The organism is Rhizobium sp. A22-96, assembly GCF_053521805.1.
Map to the genome: position 1 here is coordinate 9,545 of NZ_JBNWDQ010000010.1, position 23,181 is coordinate 32,725.

Genomic DNA, 23,181 nt, shown 5'->3' on the forward strand with positions numbered 1-23,181 from the left:
TCCACAACCAATTTGAAGGACGCATCCACTGTTTTGAAAGATACTATAATCTTATTTTCTTCGTCATCGACCATTTCATATGTGTATATTTTAAAATAATCATCAAATAGCGCTTTACATCCAAATGCAGATACCATGTCCGACAAAGACGGGTACATTTCTATTCTAGGCATGTTTATGGTCCCCCTTTTGGTATCGTAGTAACCAAGCGCTTTCCGCCATTTGACATAATCTCGAAGGTACTTGTTAGCTTAAGTCCTCCGCCTGGCCCCATCAACAGACCTTCAACGACTTCAAAATTTTGCACGCTGCCGTTGGGTGCCGTTTGGCTAAAAGTCTCAATCACACTACCCGGAGTGTTCGCAGATTTCTGAAGCGCATCTGCGATTGCAGTTCTTCCGGCTGAATTATCATAAATTCCAATGCGAGCGAACTGCTGTTGCATCTGAAGTGATCGATCTTGGTTGTGCGGATTAGAGTCGACGCGCCCAAAGAAATAATCCCACTTCCCGCTCTCAATCGTTACTATATCCTGCCCGGAGGGGTTGTTATTTTGAGAATTTCCATTGTTGGGCACCGGCACAACAATTTGCGGTCCGCCGCCATTGTTGTTTCCACCGTTTGGTTGACCCGCACTCGCCCCATCATCGGGCTTCGGACCATAATTATCATTCGGATAGAGCGGCCGACCATCGCCTCCTTTGCCGGTTTGATTATAAACGACGTTGACCGCTGTGTAAGCTGATAGAAAAGCGGCAAATCCGGCAAGCTTATCGGCCGCGATTGGATTGCTGGAAGCATCGGCTGCAAATATCAGCTGGTATTGATTGGCGTTTCCGGTCGGAAGCAGCATGAACTTCGTCTGATCGCCACTCGAAGTGGTGATGGTCAGCACTCGACCTAGGCCATCGCTATTGCCGCTGAGTTCTGCCGTCGCGCCGGGAACGCCAGGCGCGTTGATATCAATCTTCTGACGTACTTCGTAACCGCCAGCCGAATTAGGATAAAAAAGGGCCGCGAAGAGTACGCCTACAGCACCGCCGGCACCTGTGATCCTTTTACCTACGGCTACACCCGTTGCAATAGCATTGAGTATTTGGTCGGCAAGAGATGGAGTGATGGTGACCTCGACCAGACCCGACATGGTCGAATCGATCTCCGTACGCGTCTCGATGACGCACGTTCCCGCTCCCTGTTGGCGGCATTGCGCCAATCCCTTCAGGACTGCAGGATCCGTGACGTTGCGAAGGATGGCCTGTGCAGCAATGGCGTCCGCCGGCGATACTTTTCCATCTGCCGCCATCTTGGCGAAAGCGTCGCCGAGCACCTGCGCGATCGTCTTTCCGGCGTCCAGCGCAGCCGTGACGCTCTGCACCGAGACATAAGGCTCAAGATCGATATGCTTGTCCTTGGTGATGACGTTCTGCTTGGAGGGATCGGTATTTATCTCGTCTACCGGCCTGGTCTGCCCGCTCTGCTCGAGCGAAGCCTGCTGCTCGGGATTGCGGATGGTGATGTTGCCAGCCGCGCCACCGCTCGAGATCGTCGCCTTGACCGACTGCTCGACATCGTCGAGCTGGTATTTGCCGCTGGCACTGGAGTTGTTCTTGTTCTTTCCGTTGGCGTCAGTGCCAGAATAGAGATCGATATCGGCATTGATCTCATAGCCCTGGTATTTCTGCGTGCCGACGAAGTCGGACCAGGTCAGTGTGCCGGTGTCGAGATTGACCTCGCCATCGGTCGAGATCAGCCCGGAGGCGGCAAGATTGGTATTACCGCCGACGGTGATGGTCTGGTCACCGGTCGAATAGAGACCCGCCGGCGTGTCGATCCAGTTGGTCGAGCCTTTGCCAGAGCCGAAACCGGGCTGCACGCCGCCCAACATCAAACCGCCGAGTGCGGTGCCGATATTGCCTGCCGTCAGCAGCGGCTGTCCGGCAGTGTTGCCGATCGTCGGACCGGTGAAGGAGAAGCCGAGTGAGGCCGAGCTGTTCGACTGGCTGCCGGTGTTGGGTGTCGAGACAATATTGAGATTGCCGCCGATCTTGCCGTCAATCGTATCAGCCGAGAAGACGGTGTTGTTGAGTGCTGTATCGCCCTTCGAAATGAAGGTTATGTTATCCGTGGCGCTGACGGTGGAGATCACCTGCGTCGTCGAGGTGTTAGATGATTTCGATTGGCCGGCAGAAACGCTTGCCGTCGGCGTGATGCCGGTTGCCCCTTTTATGCCCACGCCGACCGACACGCCGATGCTGGCTCCCGCAGACTTGCTGCTCGATGAAGCACTGGACGTTGCCTGAGCGCCCGCCATGTCGATAGTGTTGGCCGAGATAAGCACGCTGCCATTCATCGGGTCGTCCGCGTGATCCGCATTGGCTGTGGCCGAAATCTGCAGACCACGGCTGGTGAAATCACCATTTGTGGAGATGTCGACCGAGCTGCCCGAGATCGTCGGCAAGACCGGCGTCGAGGTCGAAACCGAGGTCTCGTTCTTCGAATAGGTGAAGCCGGCCGTCAGCGATACCGAGGCGAGGTTGCCCGCATTGATTCCATCCTTGAGGCTGGACAGCGCGTCATAGGCTCTCATGCCAGCAAAGGCGACGTTGGCGGCCGAATAACCGTCAGTGACATTGCCGAGCTTGGAGGCGAGATTCTCGATGCTCTGGCCGGCACCGACGAAGCTGGAGGACACTCCGACGCTGACGCCGGCGAAGAAGCTGGTAGCGACCTCATCAAAATTGGTGATGTCGTTACCGGAGAGGATGTTGACGCCGTTCTTTCCGACGATGGTGACGCCGCCGCCAGCGGCGATCTGGCCTGCCTGGTCGTTGAAAGTGTCGCCGGCCTTAAGCGTGATATCGCCGCCGGCCTTGATCGTCGATACCGCATTGGTCTCGGCGCTTTGATTGACCTGGTCGGTGAAGCGCCCTACCCCGATGCCGATCGAGGCACCGCCGCCGCTGGTCGAGACCTGGATCCCGAATCCGGAGCGCTTATCGCTCTTCGAGGATTGATCACTCTCATGGCCCGGCAGAATATTGATGTCACCGGCTGCTTGTCCGTTCACATCGCCGTTGGTAGCTGTGATCGACGAGCCAATGATATTGAGGTCGCCCTTGGTGGCGTTGAGCGTGATGTTGCCGTTGGCGGCCGAAAGCGTCGATCCGGCATTATCAGTCGAGCTTTCGCTGGTCGATTTACTGTGGCTTCCATAGATAGAGACGAACCCACCGCCGGAACCGACGCCAATACCGGACTTCTTGACCTGTTTGTCGCTCTCGTGGCTCTCCTCGGCGCCCATCACGGTAACCGTCGAGCCGGAGAGGCTGAGATTGTTGCCAGCGGCTATGTTTGAACCGGAAACAACAGTCTCACCGCTGGCGGCTACGTTGACGTTGCCGGAAGCCGAGATGGAGGAGCCGACGGTGTCCTCGTCATAGGTGTGCGTATGGGTCTTCGACGACGACAGGAAGCCACTCTTCTTACTGTCGGTGGTCGTTTCCTTCGTGTCCTTTCCGGAGGCGATGATAATGTTGCCGGCCGCGAGAATATTGGCATCGGCCGTATGGGCTGCGTCGCCGGCCGCGACATCGGAGGCCGAGATGGTGACGTTGCCGCCCGTCGAGGCGATGTTGACGCCGGTCTGGCCGCTGATCGACGAACCCTGCGCCGTGGTGGTTGCTTCGCTCGCCTTCTTCTTGCCGCTGCTGCTGGACGAGGAGGCGCTGTTGATCGCCTCGCCGATGGTGACGTCGCCCTTGGCGATCAGATTGGCGGTGCCGCCCTTTGCGTCGATATCGGAGCCGATGACGCTGATATTGCCGTTATCGGTCTGAACGGAGACGCTGCCATTGCCCGAGGTGATCGATGAACCGTTACTCGTCAGTGCGGTTGAGGAGGATTGTCCCCCCTTGTAACCATTGTACGAGCCGGGGGTTGTCTTTGACTGGCTCGCCGTCTGGTCCTGCGAGGCGGTGATCGCGATATTGCCATTCGTCGAGACAAGGCCGAGATTTCCGCCGGCTTCGAGCGTCGAGCCGCCGATCAGCACGCCCTGATTGCCCGAAACCAGCATGGCGCCCCCGGCTATGAGCGACGAGCCCTGCTGGATCTGACTCGTTGTCGTCGTGATGGTGCCGCGATTAACGTCGACCATCGTGTTCTGAACGCCAGCGGAAATGATGCTGACCGAGCCACTCGAAGAAAGAATGGACAGATCACCACCGACCTTTGCGGAGCTGGCAATGACGTTGACCCCATTGGTACCGGCAATGTTGAGATTGCCGCCGGTCGTCACCGTGGTACCGACCAGCGTCTGAACCCCGCCGTTATCCTGCTTGACGGCGCCTAGCGTGACGGTCTGGCCGGAGAGCTGGGCGCTGCCGCCAGCGGCCACTTTTGTGCCGCTGAGCGTCAGGCTGCCTGCGCCAGCATCCATCTTCAAATTGCCGCCTGCCGTGACGCCGCCATTGGCTGTAACGATGGTTTGCCCGCCAATGTTCATGGTCTGGGCCGCAAGCGTGATGCCGTTCTCGGCATTGAGATTCATATTGCCGCCGGCGAGGAAAGCGCCGCCATTGGCCTTGATGCTGTTGGCATTGATGGTCATGCCATCCGCCGCAGCAATCACGCCGGAGTTGTCGACCGAGCCGGCATCGATGCTGACCGTGTTGCCGGCAATGGTGACCGCGGACGTGGTTTTGGCGCGGTCGGCGGCCGAGAGATAGACGACGGGCACCAGTACCGGCGCGCCATCGACGACCTCTGTCTGGTAGATCACCATCGATTGCGTCAGCGATGCGGCCTGCTCGGGCGTCAGCGGCTGTCCGAGACCAAGACCATGCGCCTCGGCATAAGCGACGCCCTTGTCAAGCAGCGTCTTCATCTGGTCTGTGGCGTTATCGCCGGGAACGAAGGAGCCGGCGCCAAGACCATTGCCGACCAATTGCCGCATCTGCTCATCGATGAGCTGGTTGTCGAAGTAGGCATCCCCCAGGAAGGGAACCTTGGTCTCCGGCGTATAGCCAACCCGGTCAATGAAATAGGCCGAGCCGTAGAATTTCGACACGTCGAGGAACGCTGCGCGTGTCTCGAACAGGAAGACTTGCCCCGGCGCGGTACCGCCAACACCACCCGATTGCGGCTTGGCGACCGCTGCGAGCTGAGCACCGTTCGTCTGGAGGATCTGGGCGAGATTGCCGCTATTGCCAATAGCCGCAGTGAGTTTGCCCATGAGGCTGTTCGGACTAACCGAGGCACCCGCGGCTGTCAGCGTATTGCCGCCGATTGCTGGGCCTGTCGCTGCCGTAACGCTGCTGTTGCTGATCGAGCTACCGGGGGCAGCGGTCACACCGCCGCCGCCGATCGCCGAACCCGTCGCTGCAGTCGGACCGTTGGTGCTTACCGACGCGCCACCGACAACCGTGAGGCCGCTACTGCTGACATTGGCATTCCCAGCCGTCGTCAGGTTGCTGCCGTTGATCGAGGGACCGGTTGCAGCGGTCACGCTATTTTGGCTCAGCGTTACGCCATTGCTTGCCGTCAAGCTGACGCCACTGATCGAAGCGCTACCGCTGGCCCGCAGATTGCTACTGATCGCCGGTCCCGAACCGATCGTCGGACCGTTTGAGACAAGCGACGGGCCGGCGCTCGCATTGGCGCCGCCATTGGCCGCCACGTTTGAAAGCGCCGCGCTGACATTGAACAAGGCCCCGCCCGCGGTCATGCTGCTCAAGGCGCCAAGCGGATTGTTGCTGGTCGCCGGGGCGGCAATTGCGACCCCACCACTGATCGAACCGTTGGACGCAACGTTGTTGACCGAACCACCGCCGTTGATCGCGAGAGCACCCCGTGTCTGGATAACGCCGGAGATCGCTCCAATCGCCGCAACACCGTTAACGGTTGTGCCAGGGTTCAAGTCCTTCGACGGATCGCGCCTTCCGTTGGGGTTGGGCACATAGGTCGTCGTGGTATTTTCGATACAGGGACGGTTGGGCCCGCTGCAGTTCAGTGTCGTCGTCTCAACCGCTTTGTCAGGATAATACTGACATGGGGTCGAGCTGTTGCACGTCAATTCGGAAATGCGATTGAGCGTCGCGCCGTCATTGGTGAGCGCGCCCGCGACGGTGAGCAGCATGTTGCCGTCGGACTTGATCGAGCTGTAGGAGTTCCAAAGATTGGTGGCATTGATGGTCAACTCTGCGCCGGCGCGAATTTGCGCGGAGGCTCCGGCACCGCTGATCAACTGATCCTGCAACACAAGTTGGTGAACCAGACCGCTCTTCGTCCCGGAATCGGTGATCAGGTCATAAGCGTGGAGAACGTCGTCGGAAATAAGCACGTTCCGCTGGATTGCCGGAGCCGAGGTCGTGACATTGCTGAGGCCGTTGGTCAGGATCGACATGCCGCCGCCTGACTGAATGAGGCCGGCCGAGTTGACGACGGCACCGTTGCGTTGACTACCGCTAGCTCCTGCGATGGTAAGACCGTTGCCGGCAAGTAGGGCGCCCTGATTGTTGGCCAGCGTGCCGCCGACGAAGAAATTGGCATTGTTGCCGGCAAAGACGAGGCCGCTCGGGGTGTTCGCAAAATCGCCGGCAATGTTGACGTTGAGATTGTTGCCGGCCGCAAGTTGTCCGGCATTGCCGAGTGACAGCAGGTTCAGCGTCAGGTCGTGCGCGGCAAGCAGCGCGGTATTGGCGTTTGTCGTCAGACCTGCGGCAGATATGCTGATGTCGCCAGAACCGCCGGCATTGGTGACGGTGCTCACCTGCGCGTTCGAAAGATCAGCGTTGCCCGACAGATTGAGGGTCAGGCCCCCGAAAACAAGGTTGCTGCTCGAGAGATTGGCCGAGGACGCGTTGACGATCAGCATGCCGCCGCCGGCAATCCGGCTACCCCTGCTGCCGGACAGATCCAGCACACCGGTGTTGAGCGTCAGATTGCCGCCGACGCGGGTAGTGCTCGTATAGGCAATGGCGCCTGGGCTTGTGAGAGCGGCATTTCCCAGACTTTGCAGACTGTTATAACTGATATTCTGCGTGGCCGTGGCGGCAAGATTGCCGCCGGAAAGCAATGAGTTGGCGCTGACGCTGCCGTTGGAGGCGGCAAGTGTCATCGTGCCGGCGCGCCGCAGCATCAGACTGCCATTGGATGACGCATTGGTGGCAGCAAAGTCGACGCCGGAGACCAGCGTGTCGATGGTGATCGACCGGGCGTTGAGGTTGACGTTACCGTTACTAAGCGATTGGCCACTGAGCGTGATCGCGTTACCGGCGCCAATAGTCAGGTCGCCATGGGCGACGGCATTGGCGCTGACATTATTCGCCGCATTGGCCGTCAGGTTGCCGGCCGCCATCAGGCTGCTGACGGCGACATTCCCAGACGTCGCTGCCAGGGTGAGATCACCAGCGCGCTTGCCCGCAATCGTCGCGGCCTGGCCAAGGACGATATTGCCAGTCGCCGATTGGCCTGTTGCGGCAAAATCGACGCCGGCGACAATGGCATTGCCGCTGATATCGGAGCCGGTGATCGAGACATTGCTGGCGCCGAGGAGTTGCCCGTTGATCTTGACCGCGCCGGGACTGGTGGATGAGCCGATCGCGACGGCGCCGTGGCCCGTGATATTACCGCCCGTGAATGCGCTTGCCGTCGCATTGAGGCTACCTGCGACGATCAGCGTGCCGGCCGAAGCACTTCCGGCGCTAATGGTCAGGTCACCGCTTGGTCCGAGAACGATGGCGCCGTTTATCGATTGTGCGGTGGCAGCGAAATCGACACCGGTAACAGCTTGGCCCAGTTCGACGGTCGGGCCGGAAAGCGAAACGTCGCCCGCACCGAGGAGCTGGCCGGTCACATTGACGCTGCTGCTGCCGGCAAGGTCTATATTGCCATGCCCGGTAACAGCGTTGGCCGTGATCGTGGTACCATGGGCGTCAATGACACCAGCCGATAGCATGGTCTGTGTGGTGATGCCGCCAGACGCCGTCAGGTTCATATCGCCAGCGCGATTGCCCGTGATCGTTGCGGCAGCGCCAAGCACAATACCGCCGCCTGCGGCATTGGTGGCAGCGAAATCGATGCCGGAGATCAGCGTTGGCGCGTTGATGTGACCACCACTGATCGTGAGATTGCCAGCGGCAATGATCTGATTGCTGACATCGACATTGCCGACAATGCCGGCATTGCCATGAGCTGTGATGCTGCCGGCAATGAGATCAACCGCATTCGCCGTGATATCTCCGGCGGACAGGATCGTCTGGGAGGCAATATTGCCCGTCGCCGTGAGGTTCATGGCGCCGGATTGCGCGAGCACGATATTGCCGCCGGCGGCGTTGGTGGCGGTAAAGTCGATACCTGAGATCAAGGTGGGGGCACTGATATCGCCGCCATTGAGAGCGAGATCGCCGGCCGCGAGAATCTGGCTGGTGACATCGACGTTACCGACAACGCCGACTTTGCCGTGACCGGTTATGCTGGTTCCCTGCAGCGTGGCGGCCTTCGCCGTGAAATCGCCAGCCGACAGGATCGTGCCGGCCGTGGCATTACCCGAGACGGTGATTTCGGTCGCGCCGGACGACCCGAGGACGATATTGCCACCGTTTCTATTGGTCGCCGCGAAGTCGACCCCTGAGACCAGGAGACCGGCTTTGAGGCTGTTGGCGCTGATCGTCAGATCACTGGCCGACAACACTTGGCCACTCACATTCACGCGGCCGCTTGCGGCCGTACCGTTGGCCTTCAAATCGGTCTTGCCATGGCTGGTAATGCTGCTGGCCGCTAGATCCATCGCCTGTGCGGTCAGACCACCGGCCGATAATAGCGTGCCGACGGTGAGGCCGCCTGTCGAGGTCAGCGAGATATCACCGCTCATCGTCTGGACGATGTTGCCATTGGCGGCGGCCGTTCCAGCGAAATCGACGCCGGAGACTATGGCACCTGCCGTGATGCTTGGGCCGGAAACACTGATGTTTCCTCCACCAAGCACCTGGCCGTTTACGGTGGTCGTACCGGCGAGCGTGATATTCTTGTGGCCGGTGATGCTATCGGCAGTCACCGTGGTGGCATTGACGTTGATGGCCCCGGCTGCCTCCATCGTGGATGCAGACAGCTCGCCGCTCAGTTGGGCCGTCAAGCCCCCGGTTTGATCAACAACGATATTGCCGCCAGACGTTTTGCTGGCGGTGAAATCGATGCCGGCGACGATTGTTTGGGCCGAGAGGCTCTGGCCGGTGACCAGCACGTTGCCGGCGCTGAGAACCTGGCCGGTTACAGTGGTGGCGCCGTTGAGCGTGACCGCACCATGTGCAGTGACGGCATCCGCGCTCACGGCTGCGCCGCTGGTCGAAAGATCACCGGCTGACAACAGCGCACCGGCGTCGATATTGCCGGCAGAGGCAAGCGTCAGATCGCCGCTGCTGGCAAGGACAATATCGCCGTTGGCAGCAGCAGTTCTCGCAAAATCCACGCCGGAAACGATGGCGCCAGCCCTGATGCCGGAGCCTGAGATGGCGACATCACCGCCGCCGAGGATTTGATGATGAATGGTCGTGGCGCCGGACAGCGCGATGTCTTTATGACCAGTGATGGTGTCGGCGGTTATGGTCGCACCGCTGGCGTCGACAGTACCGGCGGCCTGCATGGTCGAAGCCGCCACATCGCCGCTGACCGATACGGTGAGTTTGCCGGCGTTACCAAGCACGATATTGCCGCCCGCAGCATTGGTCGCGGCAAAGTCGATACCGGCAATTGCGGCTTGAGCTGCCAGGCTCTGGCCGCTAATCAGCACATCGCCAGCCGCCAGAATTTGGCCACCCACTATGGTGGCGCCATCAAGCGTCACGTTTCCGTGCGCCGTGATACTGTCGGCAGTCACAGTCGAGCCTTTGGCCGAAAGTGCTCCCGCCGACAACAATGTGCCGCCGCTAGTGAGCCCAGTAGAAACGAGCGTCAGATCTCCACTTGCCGTCAGGACGATGTTTCCACCGCCGGCGGAGGTGGCGGTGAAATCGACACCCGAGACCACGGTGCCGGCTTTGATGCTGGTGCCAGAGATCGAGACGTCACCGCCGCCGAGCAATTGCTTCGCAATAGCGACGCCGTCGGCTGCCGCACCGGAAAGGGTAACATCCTTGTGGCCGGTGATCGAAGCTGCTGCGACCGACGCGCCGCTGACGTCGATGTCACCGGCTGCCTGTATGATCGGCGCCGCCACCGCGCCGTTCACCGACACGGTCAAATCACCAGTGTGATTGCCTGCAATCGTCGCGGCCTGGCCCAGGACGATATTGCCGCCGGCGGCATTGGTCGCGGCAAAATCAATGCCGGCGACGACGGTCTGCGCCGACAGGCTTTGGCCGGTAATCAATACATTGCCGGCGCCAAGGATCTGGCCGCTGATGGTGATTGCCCCATTGAGCGTTGCATTGCCATGCGCAGTAACGGCAGCGGCAGTGACGGCTGCTCCACTGGCATTGACGCCACCGGCCGACAGCAACGTGCCGGCGCTGATGGTGCCGGCCGAGACAAGCGTCAGGTCGCCGCTTGCCGTCTGAACAATGTTGCCATTGGCGGCTGCCGTTCTGGCGAAGTCGACGCCGGAAACGACAGTCCCGACTTTGATGCCCGCTCCGGAGATGCTGATGCTGTCGCCGCCAAGGACCTGATTGCTGACGGTGGTTGCGCCGGACAAGGTCATGTTGCGGTAGCTGGTGACCGCATTGGCATCGATGGTCGCGCCGCTTACATCGACGGCGCCTGCTGCTTGTATCGTCGGAACCGCCACGGCACCACTAACCGAGACTGTCAGGTCTCCGGTCTGGCCAAGGACGATGTCACCGCTAGCCCTGTTGGTCGCATCGAAGTCGATACCGGCAATTAGAGACCGCGCCGACAGGCTTTGGCCCGAGATCAGCACGTTGCCAGCGCCAAGAATCTGGCTGGCGACGCTTATGGCGCCGTCGAGCGCGATATTACCATGCGCGGTAACAACATCGACAGTGATGACTGTACCAGTTGCGGTGAGACTACCAGCGGACAGCAGCGTACCGGCATTGACGGCACCGGTCGAGGCGAGCGTCAGGTCACCGCTGCTGGCAAGCACGATATTGCCATTGGCGGCAGCAGTCCTGGCGAAATCGACACCAGAAACGACGGCGCCGGTATTGATGCTTCGTCCGGAGATGCTGACATTACCGCGGCCAAGAACTTGGTTGGTGACGTCAACGCGACCGCTTGCGCTCGTCGTGCCGACACCACCTGCTGCCGTACCGGCAAGGGTGATATTCCTCTGACCGGTGATCGAATCTGCCGTGAGTGATGTACCGCTGATATCGATGGCGCCGGCTGCCTGCATCGTTGGTGCTGCTACCGCACCGTTAATCGAAACCGTCAGGTCACCGCTTGATCCGAGGACGATCCTGCCTCCGGCAGCATCGGTGGCATTGAAATCGAGACCAGCAACAATAGTCTGTGCCGACAAGCTCTGCCCACTGATCAGGACATTGCCGGCGACAAGGATTTGACCGCTGACACTGATTACACCACCGAGCGTGATGTCGTGGTGTGCCGTGATTTTGTCGGCCGTGATCGTTCCGCCAGAAGCGCTCAGATTGCCGGCCGTTAATAGTGTACCGGCGCTGATGGTGCCTGGCGACGTCAGAGACATGTCACCGCTTGCCGTCTGAACGATCTGTCCATTGGCCGCAGCCGTGGCAGCGAAGTCGATGCCGGAGATAATCGCACCGGCCTTGATGCTCGAGCCGGAGATGCCAATGGCACCGCCGCCAAGGACCTGATTGGTGACGTCAACGCGACCGCTTGCGGTCGTCGTGCCAACACCAGCAGTCGTACCGGCGAGGGTGATATCCTTGTGACTGATGATCGAATCTGCCCCAACGGATGTGCCGCTGACATCGAGCACGCCGGCTGCCTGTATCGTTGGCACAGTCACTGCGCCATTGACAGACACTGTCAGATCGCCAGCGCGATTGCCTGCAATCGTCGCGGTTTGAGCAAGGACGATGTTGCCTCCAGAGGCATCGGTGGCATTGAAGTCGAGGCCGGCGACGACGGTCTGCGCCGACAGGCTTTGTCCGCTAATGAAGACATTGCCAGCACTTAGGATCTGGCCACTGACGTTGATCGCGCCTGCGAGCGTCATGGCGCCATGGGCAGTGACCTTGTCAGCCGCAACGGCCGCGCCGGACGCACTCAGATTGCCGGCGGAGAGCAACGTGCCGACGCTGATGGCACCAGGCGCCGTCAGGGACATGTCGCCACTTTCCGTCTGAACGATATGTCCATTGGCTGCGGTCGTCGCGGCGAAATCGACGCCGGAGATAATCGCGCCGGCCTTGATGCTCGAGCCGGAGATGCCGACGTTGCCTCCGCCGAGCACTTGGTTCGTCACGTCAACGGGACCGCTTACACCCGAAACGGTGATATCCTTGTGACCGGTAATCGCGTCGCTGGTGACCGTTGCGGCGCGAATATCGATGGTGCCGGCCGCCTGAATCGTCGGCACTGCCATAACGCCGCTGGTTGCGACCTTGAGGTCACCAGCGCGATTGCCTACAATCGTCGCGGTTTGACCAAGGACGATATTGCCCGCTGTCCGGTTCGTGGCGGCAAAGTCGATGCCAGCAACGAGGGTCTGCGCCGACAGACTTTGGCCACTGATCAGCACATTGCCAGAGCTCAGGATCTGGCTGTTGACGTTGATCGCTCCCGCAAGCGTCATGTCGCCATGAGCTGTCACCGCATTGGCGTTGAGGGCGGCTCCTGCAGCACTGAGACCGCCAGCAGAGAGCAAGGTGACAGCATTGATGTTACCGGTCGAAGCAAGCGTGAGGTCGCCGCTGCCGGCGAGCACGATGCCGCCACCAGCAGCGGCCGTCGACGCGAAGTCAACGCCAGAAACGACAGTGCCGGCCTTGATGCTTGGCCCAGAGATGCCGACGTTACCCCCGCCAAGCACTTGATTGGCGACAGCCACTCCGGCAGCTGTGCCGGAAAGCGTGATGTCCTTGTGGCCCGTGACGGCGTCGGCGGCAATGGAGGCGCCGCCAATATCGATCGCGCCGGCGGCTTGTATGGTCGGCGCCGTGACGGTGCCATTGACCGTGGCCTTCAAACTGCCGGCCTGGCCCAGCACAATATTGCCGCCGGCAGCATTGGTGGCGCTAAAGTCGATACCGGCAACGAGAGTTTGCGCCGACAGACTTTGGCCGCTGATAAGAACATTTTCTGCGCCAAGGATCTGGCCGCTGACGTTGATCGCGCCACCGAGCGTCATATCACCATGGGCGGTTACGCTGTTCGCGGTGAGGTTCGACCCGGTCGCACTGAGATCACCGGCCGACAGTAACGAGCCGGCGTTGAGGGCGCTCAAGGCCGAAAGCGTCAGGTCGCCACTGCCGGCGAGCACGATGTTGCCATTGGCGGCAGCAGTCCTGGCGAAGTCGACGCCGGAAACGACGCTACCGGCCTTGATGCTCGGTCCGGAAATGCTGACATTGCCTCCGCCGAGAACCTGGTTGGCGACGGTTGTCGCCCCCGAAAGCGCGATATTCTTGTGGCCGGTAACAGCATTGGCGGCGATCGTCGTGCCGCTGGCCACGAGATTGCCGGCGGCCTCTATCGTCGAAACCGAGATGTCGCCGCTGGCGGCGGCCGTGAGGTCGCCTGCCTGGCCAAGAACGATCCTCCCACCGGCAGAATTGGTGGCATCGAAGTCTATGCCCGCAACGACGGTCTGTGCCGACAGGCTCGGGCCGGTGATCAGTACATTGCCGGCACCAAGGATCTGGCCGCTGACAGTGGTGGCCCCGCCAAGCGTCATGTCGTGATGGGCAGAAATATTGCCGGCGGTGATCGTTGCACCGTTGGCATTAAGATCGCCCGCGGACAAGAGTGTCCCGGCGTTGAGCACACCGGCGGCCGTCAACCTCAGATTGCCGGTTCCTGTTATCGTCGGGCCAAGGGTGATGTGCCCACCCGCGGCATCGGTGGCGGCAATATCGACGCCAGAGACAATGGCGTCGGCCGCAATGCTCGAACCGGTGACGCCGATATTGCCGCCGCCGAGGACCTGGCCGGAGATGCTGACGCGACCGCTTGCGGTCGTCGTGGCGACGCCACTACTCGCCACCGTCGCACCGGTGGCACCCGAAAGCGTAATGTCCTTGTGGCCGGTGATCGTGTCGGCGGTAATGGTCTGGCCGGTAACATTGATCGTGCCGGCTGCAAGCACCGTCCCTGCCTGGATGGCACCGACGCCGTCGTTGACCGTCAGATCGCCGCCACTCGCCAGCACGATATTGCCGCCGGCCGCCTTGGTCGCGCCGAAGTCGACGCCGGAGGCAAGAAGACCGACACCAACGCCGCCGGTGTTGCTGGTGATTGTGGTATTGCCAGCACTGAGCAATTGATTGGCGACTCTGACGGCGCCGCCAATACCGGCGTTACTGCTTGCGGTAATCGCAACATTGCCGTGGCTGATGAGATTGTTTGCCTGCAACAGAGCGGCCTGAACGGTCATGTCACCCGCCGACAGCAACTTGTCGGCGACGATATTGCCCGTCGTGGCGGTCAAATCGAGCGTACCCGACGATCCGAGGACAATGCTGCCGCCGTTCGCATCAGTGGCCGCAAAGTCGACACCGGCGGCAATAGCACTGGCCTGAAGAGCAGCGCCCGAGATCAGGACATTGCCTGCAGCAAGAACCTGGCCGGTGACGTCAACGCGACCACTTGCGGTCGTCGTGCCAACACTATCGCCCGCCGTATTGACCGTAAGCGCTCCACGGGAGGTAATGCCGCTCGCATTGAGCGACGCTGCGGTCACCGTTAGATCACCGGCCGATTGGATGCCGCCAGCGCTCATGCTACCGGCGGAGTTGGCACTCAGGGAGCCGGCCGACAGCAGGGCACCCGTCGTGATATTACCGCTAGTGGCGGTCAAGCTGAGGCTGCCTGCCGACCCCGCGACAATCGCAGGCGATTGCGCTGCGAGCACGATATTACCATTCGGATCGGCGCTGGTGGCAGCAAGATTGATGCCGGAGATGACCTTGCCGGCCGAGATCGACTGGCCGGTAGCGTCTACATTACCCTGCCCCTGCACATTGCCGGCGACGGCAATCCCAAGAACGGCATTCAAGGCGATATTCTGACTGCTCTGCAGCAACGCGGCCGAGATCGCGCCGGCCGTCGCCGTCAGATTGAGGTCGCCGGTGCTATTGGCCGCGCCGGCGATCGCGATATCGCCAGAGGTCGCGACAAGTGTTGCCATGCCATTGCCGGCCGTCACGCTTCCGACCGCAATCCCGCCGGCGGAGTTCATCTGCACAGTTGTCGCGCTGTTGACGTCGCCCGACACGCTCAAGAGACCAGCGCCACTCGCCAGAACAATGTCGCCATCGGCCGCAACTGTCTGCAGAGTGACACCCTGGTTCGCCCTGACAGCAAGCTTCTGTTGCGATGTAACCTTGGCTGCCGTGACCTTCTGTTTCGAGGCGATCGTGGCCCCATCCCGCCCCGAGGCATTGCCGATCGAGATCTTGCCATCGGCCGACAGCGACAGCTCGCCGGCATTGGCGGCCATGTCAGCGCTCATTTTGACGCCGGCGCCTTTTTCGGTGACGACAACCTTGATGCGGTCCGCCTGCATGGCACCGAGCGCGGTACCGTCGATCGCATATTCCGGCGTGCCCGAGGCGGCGGTCAGCGCCGTGGACTCTCCGGTCGCGTAGTCATATTTGCTGGCGCCGCCCGTCAGCCGGATGGTCTTGCCGTAGAGGGGCGCATTGACGTGAATATTGCGCGCAACGACATCAAAGAGATCAACCGTGCCAGGAGCGGCCGCGAAGTTGCCGCCGGCTCCTTCGAAGGTGACGTCACCGCCATTGACGGTGAAGCCGCTCAGGCTTCCGTCAGCGCCGATATTGGGGATGCCAGTCGTTAGCGTGGCATGCGGCGTGTTGATGAAGCCGCAGCCGGCGCATGTGATTCCGTTCGGATTGGCGATGATAACGTCGGCCCTGCCGCCAAACACTTCGGTCGGACCATTCAGCGCGGAACGATTGCCTGAGGTGACTTCGTTGAGGATGACGGAGGCCGGACCGGAATTCCTTAAGTTCGGATTGCCGGGGGTAATGCCTCCCAGGTTTGAGTTGCCTTTCTCCCCATTGAAATTGTTAAGGATGAGACCTTGGGTGCCGACGTTGAAGTCGTTGTATTTATTGTGCGACAGGCCGCTCGCATTCGGCGTGGCGATATCAATCAGCGGCACGCCGTTCGGCGCTGCACCAACCCCAGGCTGATTGGCTGCAGGCGCCGCTCCAGCAGCAGAGACAGATTGCGCATTCGCCAGCATCGGCTGGAAGACGAGCAACGCACTGAGCACCATCGCAAGCGATTGCCGGGTGAGTCGACCCAGTTGATCAATCCTCTTCGACAATCCGTATCTTCCGTTGCTCATCTTCTCGTCCACTTCCTGGCACTGTGGTCTTGCCGTTATCGGGCGTCCCTGCGACGACAGAATTTCCTATTTCTGCGTGAGCCAGGTCTTTACGCTGCGAACGAACTTCTCGGAGAGATCATGAGCGAGAGCGTCCTTCTTCTGGGAAACCTGTGCAGCGTTGATTGCCATGGCGACGAAGACGCCGATGTTCCCTTCACCACGCACGCCCTTCTCGGTCACATAGACCCCCGTTTCGGCTATGAGACGTCCAGTCTTTGCATCCTGAAGGCGGACTGATCCCGACAGACTGCTGTCGTTGTCCAGGATGATACGGCCGGCGTTGCTGGCGAGATCGACCGTGTGCAATGTCACGATAAGCTTTCCCGGTGTTTTCCCGCCGGGTAGACCTTTAAGTTCACGATTTAGCGAAGCCTCGAGGGTCTGCACCACTTTTGACAGCTGTGGATCGGGTTTCTTCCTGTCGAAGAATCCCCCCATATTCACGTCTGGTGCAGTCTCGAGCTGAATCTGGGTAACTGACGAACTCCGCAATGCCGTCACCAGCCGGGGGTCTGCGGTCTGGCAGGCGCTGACGATCGCCGCCACCGCAAAAACCGCAAGCATCTTCACACTGTGGACAAACCGCTTAGGGGTATTTTTGGATAGAATTGTTGACACGTTACTCACCATCTCACTGACGCACTGACAAACAGAAGCCCGGAGTCGCGGCGGCTGACCGTGCCGCCAAAGACATCCGAGTAACCCATATCGAAATTGATATTGCCGCCGGCGAGCTTGGCGCCGACCGTCCAGCCGAGCATGTCGCCACCGGCGATCTGGTAGCGGGCCTGGCGCGCGATCCTGCCGTAATCGAGACCGACATACGGCCTGAACTCTCCGAGTATCCTGGCAAGCTCGGCATTCTCGGCAAAGGGCTGCGTCCGCCAGACGAGATCATTGCGAATGAAGAAGCCATTATTGCCAAAGAGCATGGTCTCGCGCGTGCCGCGCACAGAGGAATAGCCGCCGACCGAGATTTGCTCGGCCCCGAACAGATTGTCGGGGGAATACTGCCCGGTGACGATCGAATTGATCTCGAGGTGCTGCCCCGCCATCTCGACGGGCCGCGTCAGCGTAATCGTGCCGGTGAACTTGGAAAAACGGGGGTCGGCATCCCCTGCCCCGGCGTCGCCGGGGGCGACCGCGTCGAACAGATTGAGCCCCTGGCTGTAGGAAAGATCGAAGACCCAGAGGCCACCCAGCATGCGCCGCGAATGCGAGATGCCGAGATCGCCGACGGTATATTTGCGGCTGCCGACCTCTATTTTGTTGCCGAGCAGGAAATTGTTGGTTTCCTTGTAGGTTAGGCCGCTATTGAACGTGGTGATCGAATCCTTGTCGCGCAGGATGACGCGATCCGCACCGATACCGGCTTGCTTGCTGTCGCCCGACGTCTGCAACGTGCCGAAATTGCCTGGAACCGAGCTGTCATATTCGTACCAGGAGCCGTTCGCCGAGAAGGTCCAGTAGCCATAGGGTACGCTGACATTGCCCGAATAGCTGTTGCTCTTGCCATGGCCGTCATTGCGCCAGGGATAGTCCGGGCCGCTATGTTCGTAGCCGAAACTCCATTGGTCGTTGATGCCGAACAGGTTGTCGTAGCCGGCATTGAGCGACGACTTGGAATATCCGGTCTGCTCCTGGCCGAGATTGCTGTTGCCCACCGACAGATGCCAGGGATGGCTCTGCTTGTTCTCGATGTTGAGGATCGAAGTGCCGTCGGTCTTGCCGGGGAGCATCGCGGTCTTGGCATTGTTGGAGGTGAGACGATTGATCTGGTCGAGCCCCTGCTCGATGTCGCGCAGATTGGTGATCTCACCCTTCATGCCGGGAAAAGCAGTTGCAAGCACGCCAGAGCCGGCCGCACCGAAACCCGAAGCTGGCTGGCCGTTGATGTAGATATCGGCAAGCGTGCCTTCGACGGCGACGAGGCGCAGCACCTTCGTCTTGGCGATATCCTGCGCCGGCACATAGACGCGCGAGCTCACAAAACCCTTGTCGAGATAGAGATGCGTCAGGTCGCGCAACAGCGCGTTGATCTCGCCAACACCGACGCAGCGGTTCGCGTAAGGAGCGGTGACCTTGTCGATCGCACCGGCCGAAAACTGCTCGACGCCTTCGACTTCGATATGGGTGATCGCAAAGCACGGGCCAGCCTTGCTGCCACCGGGTGTGGTCGGCTGCTGCACCTCGGCCGGAGACGGCTTTGGCGTCATCTGGCCAAGGTTTTTAAGACGCTGCTGTTCCGCTTCCTGTGCCTGACGGCGTACGAAGTCGTCGTTCGGCGATTGCTGCGCCACGGCCTGGGACGACGCCAGGTCTAGCGACAGCAATGCGACGGCAAGCGGCACGATGAAAGATGACTTCGAAAAGCCACGGCCACTCCGCGCAAGAGACAGCCCTAAAGCCAGTGTCATGAGCTATTCCCGCCGTCCGCTTACTTGGAAGCGGGCTTTTGCAATGCGTCCAGGGCCGCCGATAGGCCCTTGAGGGAGAATTTGATGTTCACCTTCTGGCCATTCATCATCTGCACGTGACCGGTGCCATCAGTCGCCTTGGCAAGCGCTGCAACCATCTTGCCGTCAAGCTTCTGCTGCGCCCAGCATCCGGCCTGACTGCAGTTGCGATAGGCAAGCTGCACGACAGGCTTGTCGCTTGCGTCAATGCTGATGCCGGCGGGCAGATACATGTTGAGCGGGACAAGCGTCGTCAGAACCAGCTCGTTTGCAGGCTGCTTTGCTGCTTTCTTGTCTGTTGCGGTCGGAGCCGGCGCCTTGGCGACCGCCAGAGTCAATATGTTAACATCCTGGTCGCCTTGCTTGACCGTCGCAATCTGTGCGACTTCGCAGCTCTCCGCGGCCGAGCCGTCAGCGGCTTTTCCATCGATGCAGCGATAGTACCAATCGTCGAATTTCTGAACCCGTGCTTGCGGGGCTGGCTGCTGTTCGTTTGCTGCGGCAGTGGTCGCTTGGGCCGAACCGGTGCTTGAAGGCGTATTTGCAGCCGCGGGCGCAGGCTGTTCCTGCGCGATTGCGGAAAATGCAAACAACGTCGAGGAAAGGATCGCAACAGATGACAGTGTCTTGAAAAAGACAGACTTATTCGCGGGCGCCATATAAAACTTCCTAAAGTCAAAGCCATTCGCCTGCGCAAGCGGCTGCTTGCTCAGTCGGCAAATCATCAGATTTCATGAAAATGCACCTGGGGACGGTGTAGCCGATCATCGGCCTGTTTGGCTCAATAGCATATTTCTAAAAAAGTACAGCGGAAAGTAGCGTGCATGTGGGGGCCTCACACGCTCGTTTTTCGATATGCGTGTAAAATTTGCAACACCAACGTTCAGTAATTGAATAAAATTGTTTTGCTCTTGAATGGGTTTCGAACCGGCGGCCACTCCGTCGCCAGCTACTCAAAATCCAGCTTCTTCATCCTGGTCGCGTCGAAGTGCAGATAGGAATTGATGATATGCCGTAGCTGCGGCCCTGGATCGACACTTTCTCTGCAAAGAGCAAACTCACCCTCAACCGCAGGGCACCAGGCCAACGGTATCACCATAATTCACCGAGCACATTGGCTGGGCCTGAACTGGCGGTGGAGGTGTGCAAATATCTTTTCCCATTGGCGACAGGCATGGATCACTCTGAACGGCATTGAAGTGGATCGGATGCGCTGCAGCGGATTTCTGATCGAGCTCATTTCTCCGCGCGATAAGAGCATGATATCGTTGCGACCAATCCTTTGCCTTGGCCTGATCATGCGAGGCGACGATCGCCTGCCCCTCAGGAATCATCTTCGAAAGAGTGAGGTCGATCGGGATGATCTCCGGGGACATCACACCTGCTTTCACCGCTTTCTGATCCATCGCGATGACATTGGCCCATTCATCGGGAGAGATGTCGGCAGACGATCGATTGGCGATCGGTGCTCCTGCTTGCGAGGCGGGCACACAACTTGTCACAACGGCCGCTGCAAACAACAGGGCCGATACTCTCGTCATTACGCTCATAGGATCTCTCGCGTGCGTGGAAGGCACCGCCAAACCGGCGCCGGTCGCGAAATAGATAGAACGATCGGTCTATATTGTCCATATGAAAACCGTTAGACAAACGGATCTAACAATGCCTAATACAGGACTTAACTTGGCCTGAGACATCAATGAGCTCGAAAAAAGAGCAGCTTATCAAAGTTGCAACCGACCTGTTTTCAAGGCACGGCTTTCATCCCGTCGGCGTCGACCGAATTCTTGTAGAAGCCGGTGTCGCCCGCATGACGCTCTACAACCATTTCCCAGGTAAGGACGACCTGATCCGCGCTGTGCTTGAGCATCGTTATCAAGACATCATGGCCAGTCTTCGCGCATCTGTTGAGCCAACAGCATCGGCGAAGGAACAGCTGCATGCTATTTTCGCCTGGCATGAGGCATGGTTTGCCACTCCGGAATTTGCCGGTTGCCTTTTCGAGCGCGCACTCGCGGAATTTGGAACCGACTATCCGAAGATCTCGACGATCGCCATTCAGTATAAGCAAACAATGACTGAATGGATGCGCGACATACTGAAGACCGTTTTGCCAGAGCAAGCAGCGGCACGCACCGCGTCAATCCTCATGATTCTGCTTGATGGCGCGACAATCGATGCTCGTGCCTTTCGCGATCCGACCGTGGCAACAAGGGCGTGGGATGCCGCGGAAGTTCTGATTGAGCAGGCAAACGCTCGACAGGCGTGACAAAACAACGAATGGGGCTGCTTGAGAGCAAGAACCCAATCATCGTTCTCTTGCTACAGATTGCGGAATGGGACTTCGTGATTGCTGACGGCTTTCCACGCCGCGCAATGATTTCAGACCCTAAGGCTTTGAAGCCATTGGATATGCCGCACGTCGCAATGGGTTGCCTTGAAGGGGTTTGAAACCACGGCACCTTCGAATGCTGTGGCATATCGCTCAATTATGGAGCCTTCCTAGTGAGCTTGAGGATGCTCGATCTTTCGAAGAGTGTCCGCATAATAGTCCAGCGCCCATTGCCCATGCGAAAGATCAAGCGACATGGGCAATACCTCGCCTATCGCTGCGGCGTTTGAAAACGCGGCTTGGCTCGGACGCCGGCAATCGGCGACCTCAGCGTCCGAGTTCGTGCAAATATGCAAGGCGGGCCAGCACGCCGGTATTCGTAAAATCCGTAAAGACGCCGTCTGTACCGAGCCGGTAGAATTTCAAGAATTCCTGTTGCGGATCACCGCCGTAGTCCGCCGCCAGATACTTCTTCTCGTTGCGGAAGGTGAACACATGCACGAACAGACCGATCTTGTGCGCATCCGCAATGAGCGTGGTGGGCGCTTGTGTCGTCGACAGCGAGTATGAGGGCTTGAAGGGCGTTCCGTCGGCATTCTTCTCCGGCCATGCCGTGATCTTGTACGGGATGATCTGCGGCTTCCACGGCCCGATGCCATCGGCATAGGTCTTGATCTCCGCAAGTCCGGCAGGGGTCAGCATCGCATCGAACCAGCGCGGATCACCTGCTACGGTCCAGTCAAAGGGGCGGCTGTTGGTGATATCGTCATAGCTGACGGCGCCAGTCTTGAAATCAACGCCATCGCCGTCGATAAGCTGCACCACCTTCGTTTTCAGGCCATGGCTGACCATATACTTCAGGCTGCCGGGCTCGAAGCTCTGAACGAAGATCGGCGCTTCCTTCGAGTTCAATCCGTTCTCGGCGATGGCTTTGATCATCGCATCTTCAAGCGGGTGACTGCCGGGCGCGCCGCAACCATTCGCAATGGCCTGCGCATCGTTCCAGGTCGGATTCTTGGTCTCCGGATAGACGGAGATCGTCCGGCCGGTTTCCTTGGTCTTGGCCTTGGCGATGTCGATGATGTCCTGCAAGCTCAGGATAGGGAACTTGCCGTTGAACTCCTTCGGCCGCTCGGCTGCGGCGTCGTAGGTAGTGCCGGCGATCCAGGCCTTGAGTTCGGCCAGGGTGAAATCCGAGATCGACCAGTCATTGGTGTGATCTTCACCGTCAACCACCAAAGATTTCAGCACCGATTTCGGATCAGAGGGATTGGTGAGATCGGTCAGATATTCGGCCGGACCGCTTGTCGGTGTCTGCGCCCATTTGACCTTGACCATGACGCCGGGCACCGTGCGCTTGCGAACAGCGACATCAGTATTGGTCTTGGCGACCTCCGCCACATTCGTGTTGTCGCTGAGCCAGGGATTATGGCGTGCGACCAGCAGGCAATCCTTGGTGAGGTGAATATCCTCCTCCAGGGCATCGGTGCCGAGGGCGGCGGCCATATCATAGGAGGCCAATGTTTCCTCCGGCATCAGGCCTGGAAGCCCACGGTGGCCTATCACCAGCGGCTGCTTGCCATCGAGCGTCAGGAAGGGTTTGGCATTTGCCGATGCAGAAGTGTCCTGCGCGCGAACCGGCAAGGCGAGGCACAATGCCAAGATGGCGACGCCGACCAGCTGGCAACCAGCTCTGGTATCGTGTTTCATCATCATCCCCGTTCAATCATTGACGGCCAGGCGCTTAACCGCGCCACTGCTATTTGCATCACATAGCTGTGTAACGACGGAATGACGCCTCCCGCTGAGGGTTCCAGCATATCGCCCAGCCTCTGAGGGCCGTCAGACGACTCTTCCTGCCGCGGAAAGGT

Annotated in this window: 7 protein-coding genes; 1 reads left to right on the forward strand and 6 read right to left on the reverse strand. The window is 59.6% G+C overall.

Annotated features, from left to right (window positions below; genetic code table 11):
• Window positions 1-175 precede the first annotated feature (175 nt).
• The 5 genes from ACQZ6F_RS31830 to ACQZ6F_RS31850 all read right to left on the reverse strand — a co-directional run bounded on the left by ACQZ6F_RS31830 (window position 176) and on the right by ACQZ6F_RS31850 (window position 20,498).
• Window positions 176-16,480, reverse strand: a complete 16,305-nt coding sequence (locus ACQZ6F_RS31830) for a two-partner secretion domain-containing protein (protein WP_449096298.1) — start codon at window positions 16,478-16,480, stop codon at window positions 176-178.
• A 66-nt stretch (window positions 16,481-16,546) separates the two neighbouring features.
• The gene (locus ACQZ6F_RS31835; RefSeq protein ID WP_449096299.1) at window positions 16,547-17,140 is read right to left on the reverse strand and encodes a hypothetical protein; all 594 of its coding nucleotides are present in this window, start codon (window positions 17,138-17,140) and stop codon (window positions 16,547-16,549) included.
• A gap of 5 nt (window positions 17,141-17,145) precedes the next feature.
• A complete protein-coding gene (locus tag ACQZ6F_RS31840; RefSeq protein WP_449096300.1) occupies window positions 17,146-18,939 on the reverse strand; it encodes a ShlB/FhaC/HecB family hemolysin secretion/activation protein in 1,794 nt (597 codons plus the stop codon).
• Window positions 18,940-18,959: 20 nt separating this feature from the next.
• Complete coding sequence (locus ACQZ6F_RS31845) at window positions 18,960-19,637, reverse strand: invasion associated locus B family protein (RefSeq protein ID WP_449096301.1); 678 nt, start codon at window positions 19,635-19,637, stop codon at window positions 18,960-18,962.
• 405 nt (window positions 19,638-20,042) lie between these two features.
• Complete coding sequence (locus ACQZ6F_RS31850; RefSeq protein WP_077472431.1) at window positions 20,043-20,498, reverse strand: hypothetical protein; 456 nt, start codon at window positions 20,496-20,498, stop codon at window positions 20,043-20,045.
• A gap of 179 nt (window positions 20,499-20,677) precedes the next feature.
• Between ACQZ6F_RS31850 and ACQZ6F_RS31855 the strand changes: the two genes are divergently transcribed.
• Window positions 20,678-21,247: a TetR/AcrR family transcriptional regulator gene (locus ACQZ6F_RS31855; RefSeq protein WP_449096350.1), complete on the forward strand. Its 570-nt coding sequence runs from the start codon at window positions 20,678-20,680 to the stop codon at window positions 21,245-21,247.
• Between the two features lie 390 nt (window positions 21,248-21,637).
• On the opposite strand, the gene ACQZ6F_RS31860 is transcribed toward ACQZ6F_RS31855, so the two are convergent.
• Window positions 21,638-23,020 carry a glycerophosphodiester phosphodiesterase family protein gene (locus ACQZ6F_RS31860; RefSeq protein ID WP_449096227.1) on the reverse strand — a complete coding sequence of 461 codons (1,383 nt, stop codon included), beginning with the start codon at window positions 23,018-23,020 and terminating at the stop codon, window positions 21,638-21,640.
• Window positions 23,021-23,181: the final 161 nt, after the last annotated feature.

Excerpts from the sequence above, each read along its gene's own strand:
- ACQZ6F_RS31830 (WP_449096298.1), bottom strand. The coding sequence starts at position 16,480 with ATGAGCAACGGAAGATACGGATTGTCGAAGAGGATTGATCAACTGGGT.
- ACQZ6F_RS31840 (WP_449096300.1), bottom strand. The coding sequence starts at position 18,939 with ATGACACTGGCTTTAGGGCTGTCTCTTGCGCGGAGTGGCCGTGGCTTT.
- ACQZ6F_RS31845 (WP_449096301.1), bottom strand. The coding sequence starts at position 19,637 with ATGGCGCCCGCGAATAAGTCTGTCTTTTTCAAGACACTGTCATCTGTT.
- ACQZ6F_RS31855 (WP_449096350.1), top strand. The coding sequence starts at position 20,678 with ATGAGCTCGAAAAAAGAGCAGCTTATCAAAGTTGCAACCGACCTGTTT.
- ACQZ6F_RS31860 (WP_449096227.1), bottom strand. The coding sequence starts at position 23,020 with ATGAAACACGATACCAGAGCTGGTTGCCAGCTGGTCGGCGTCGCCATC.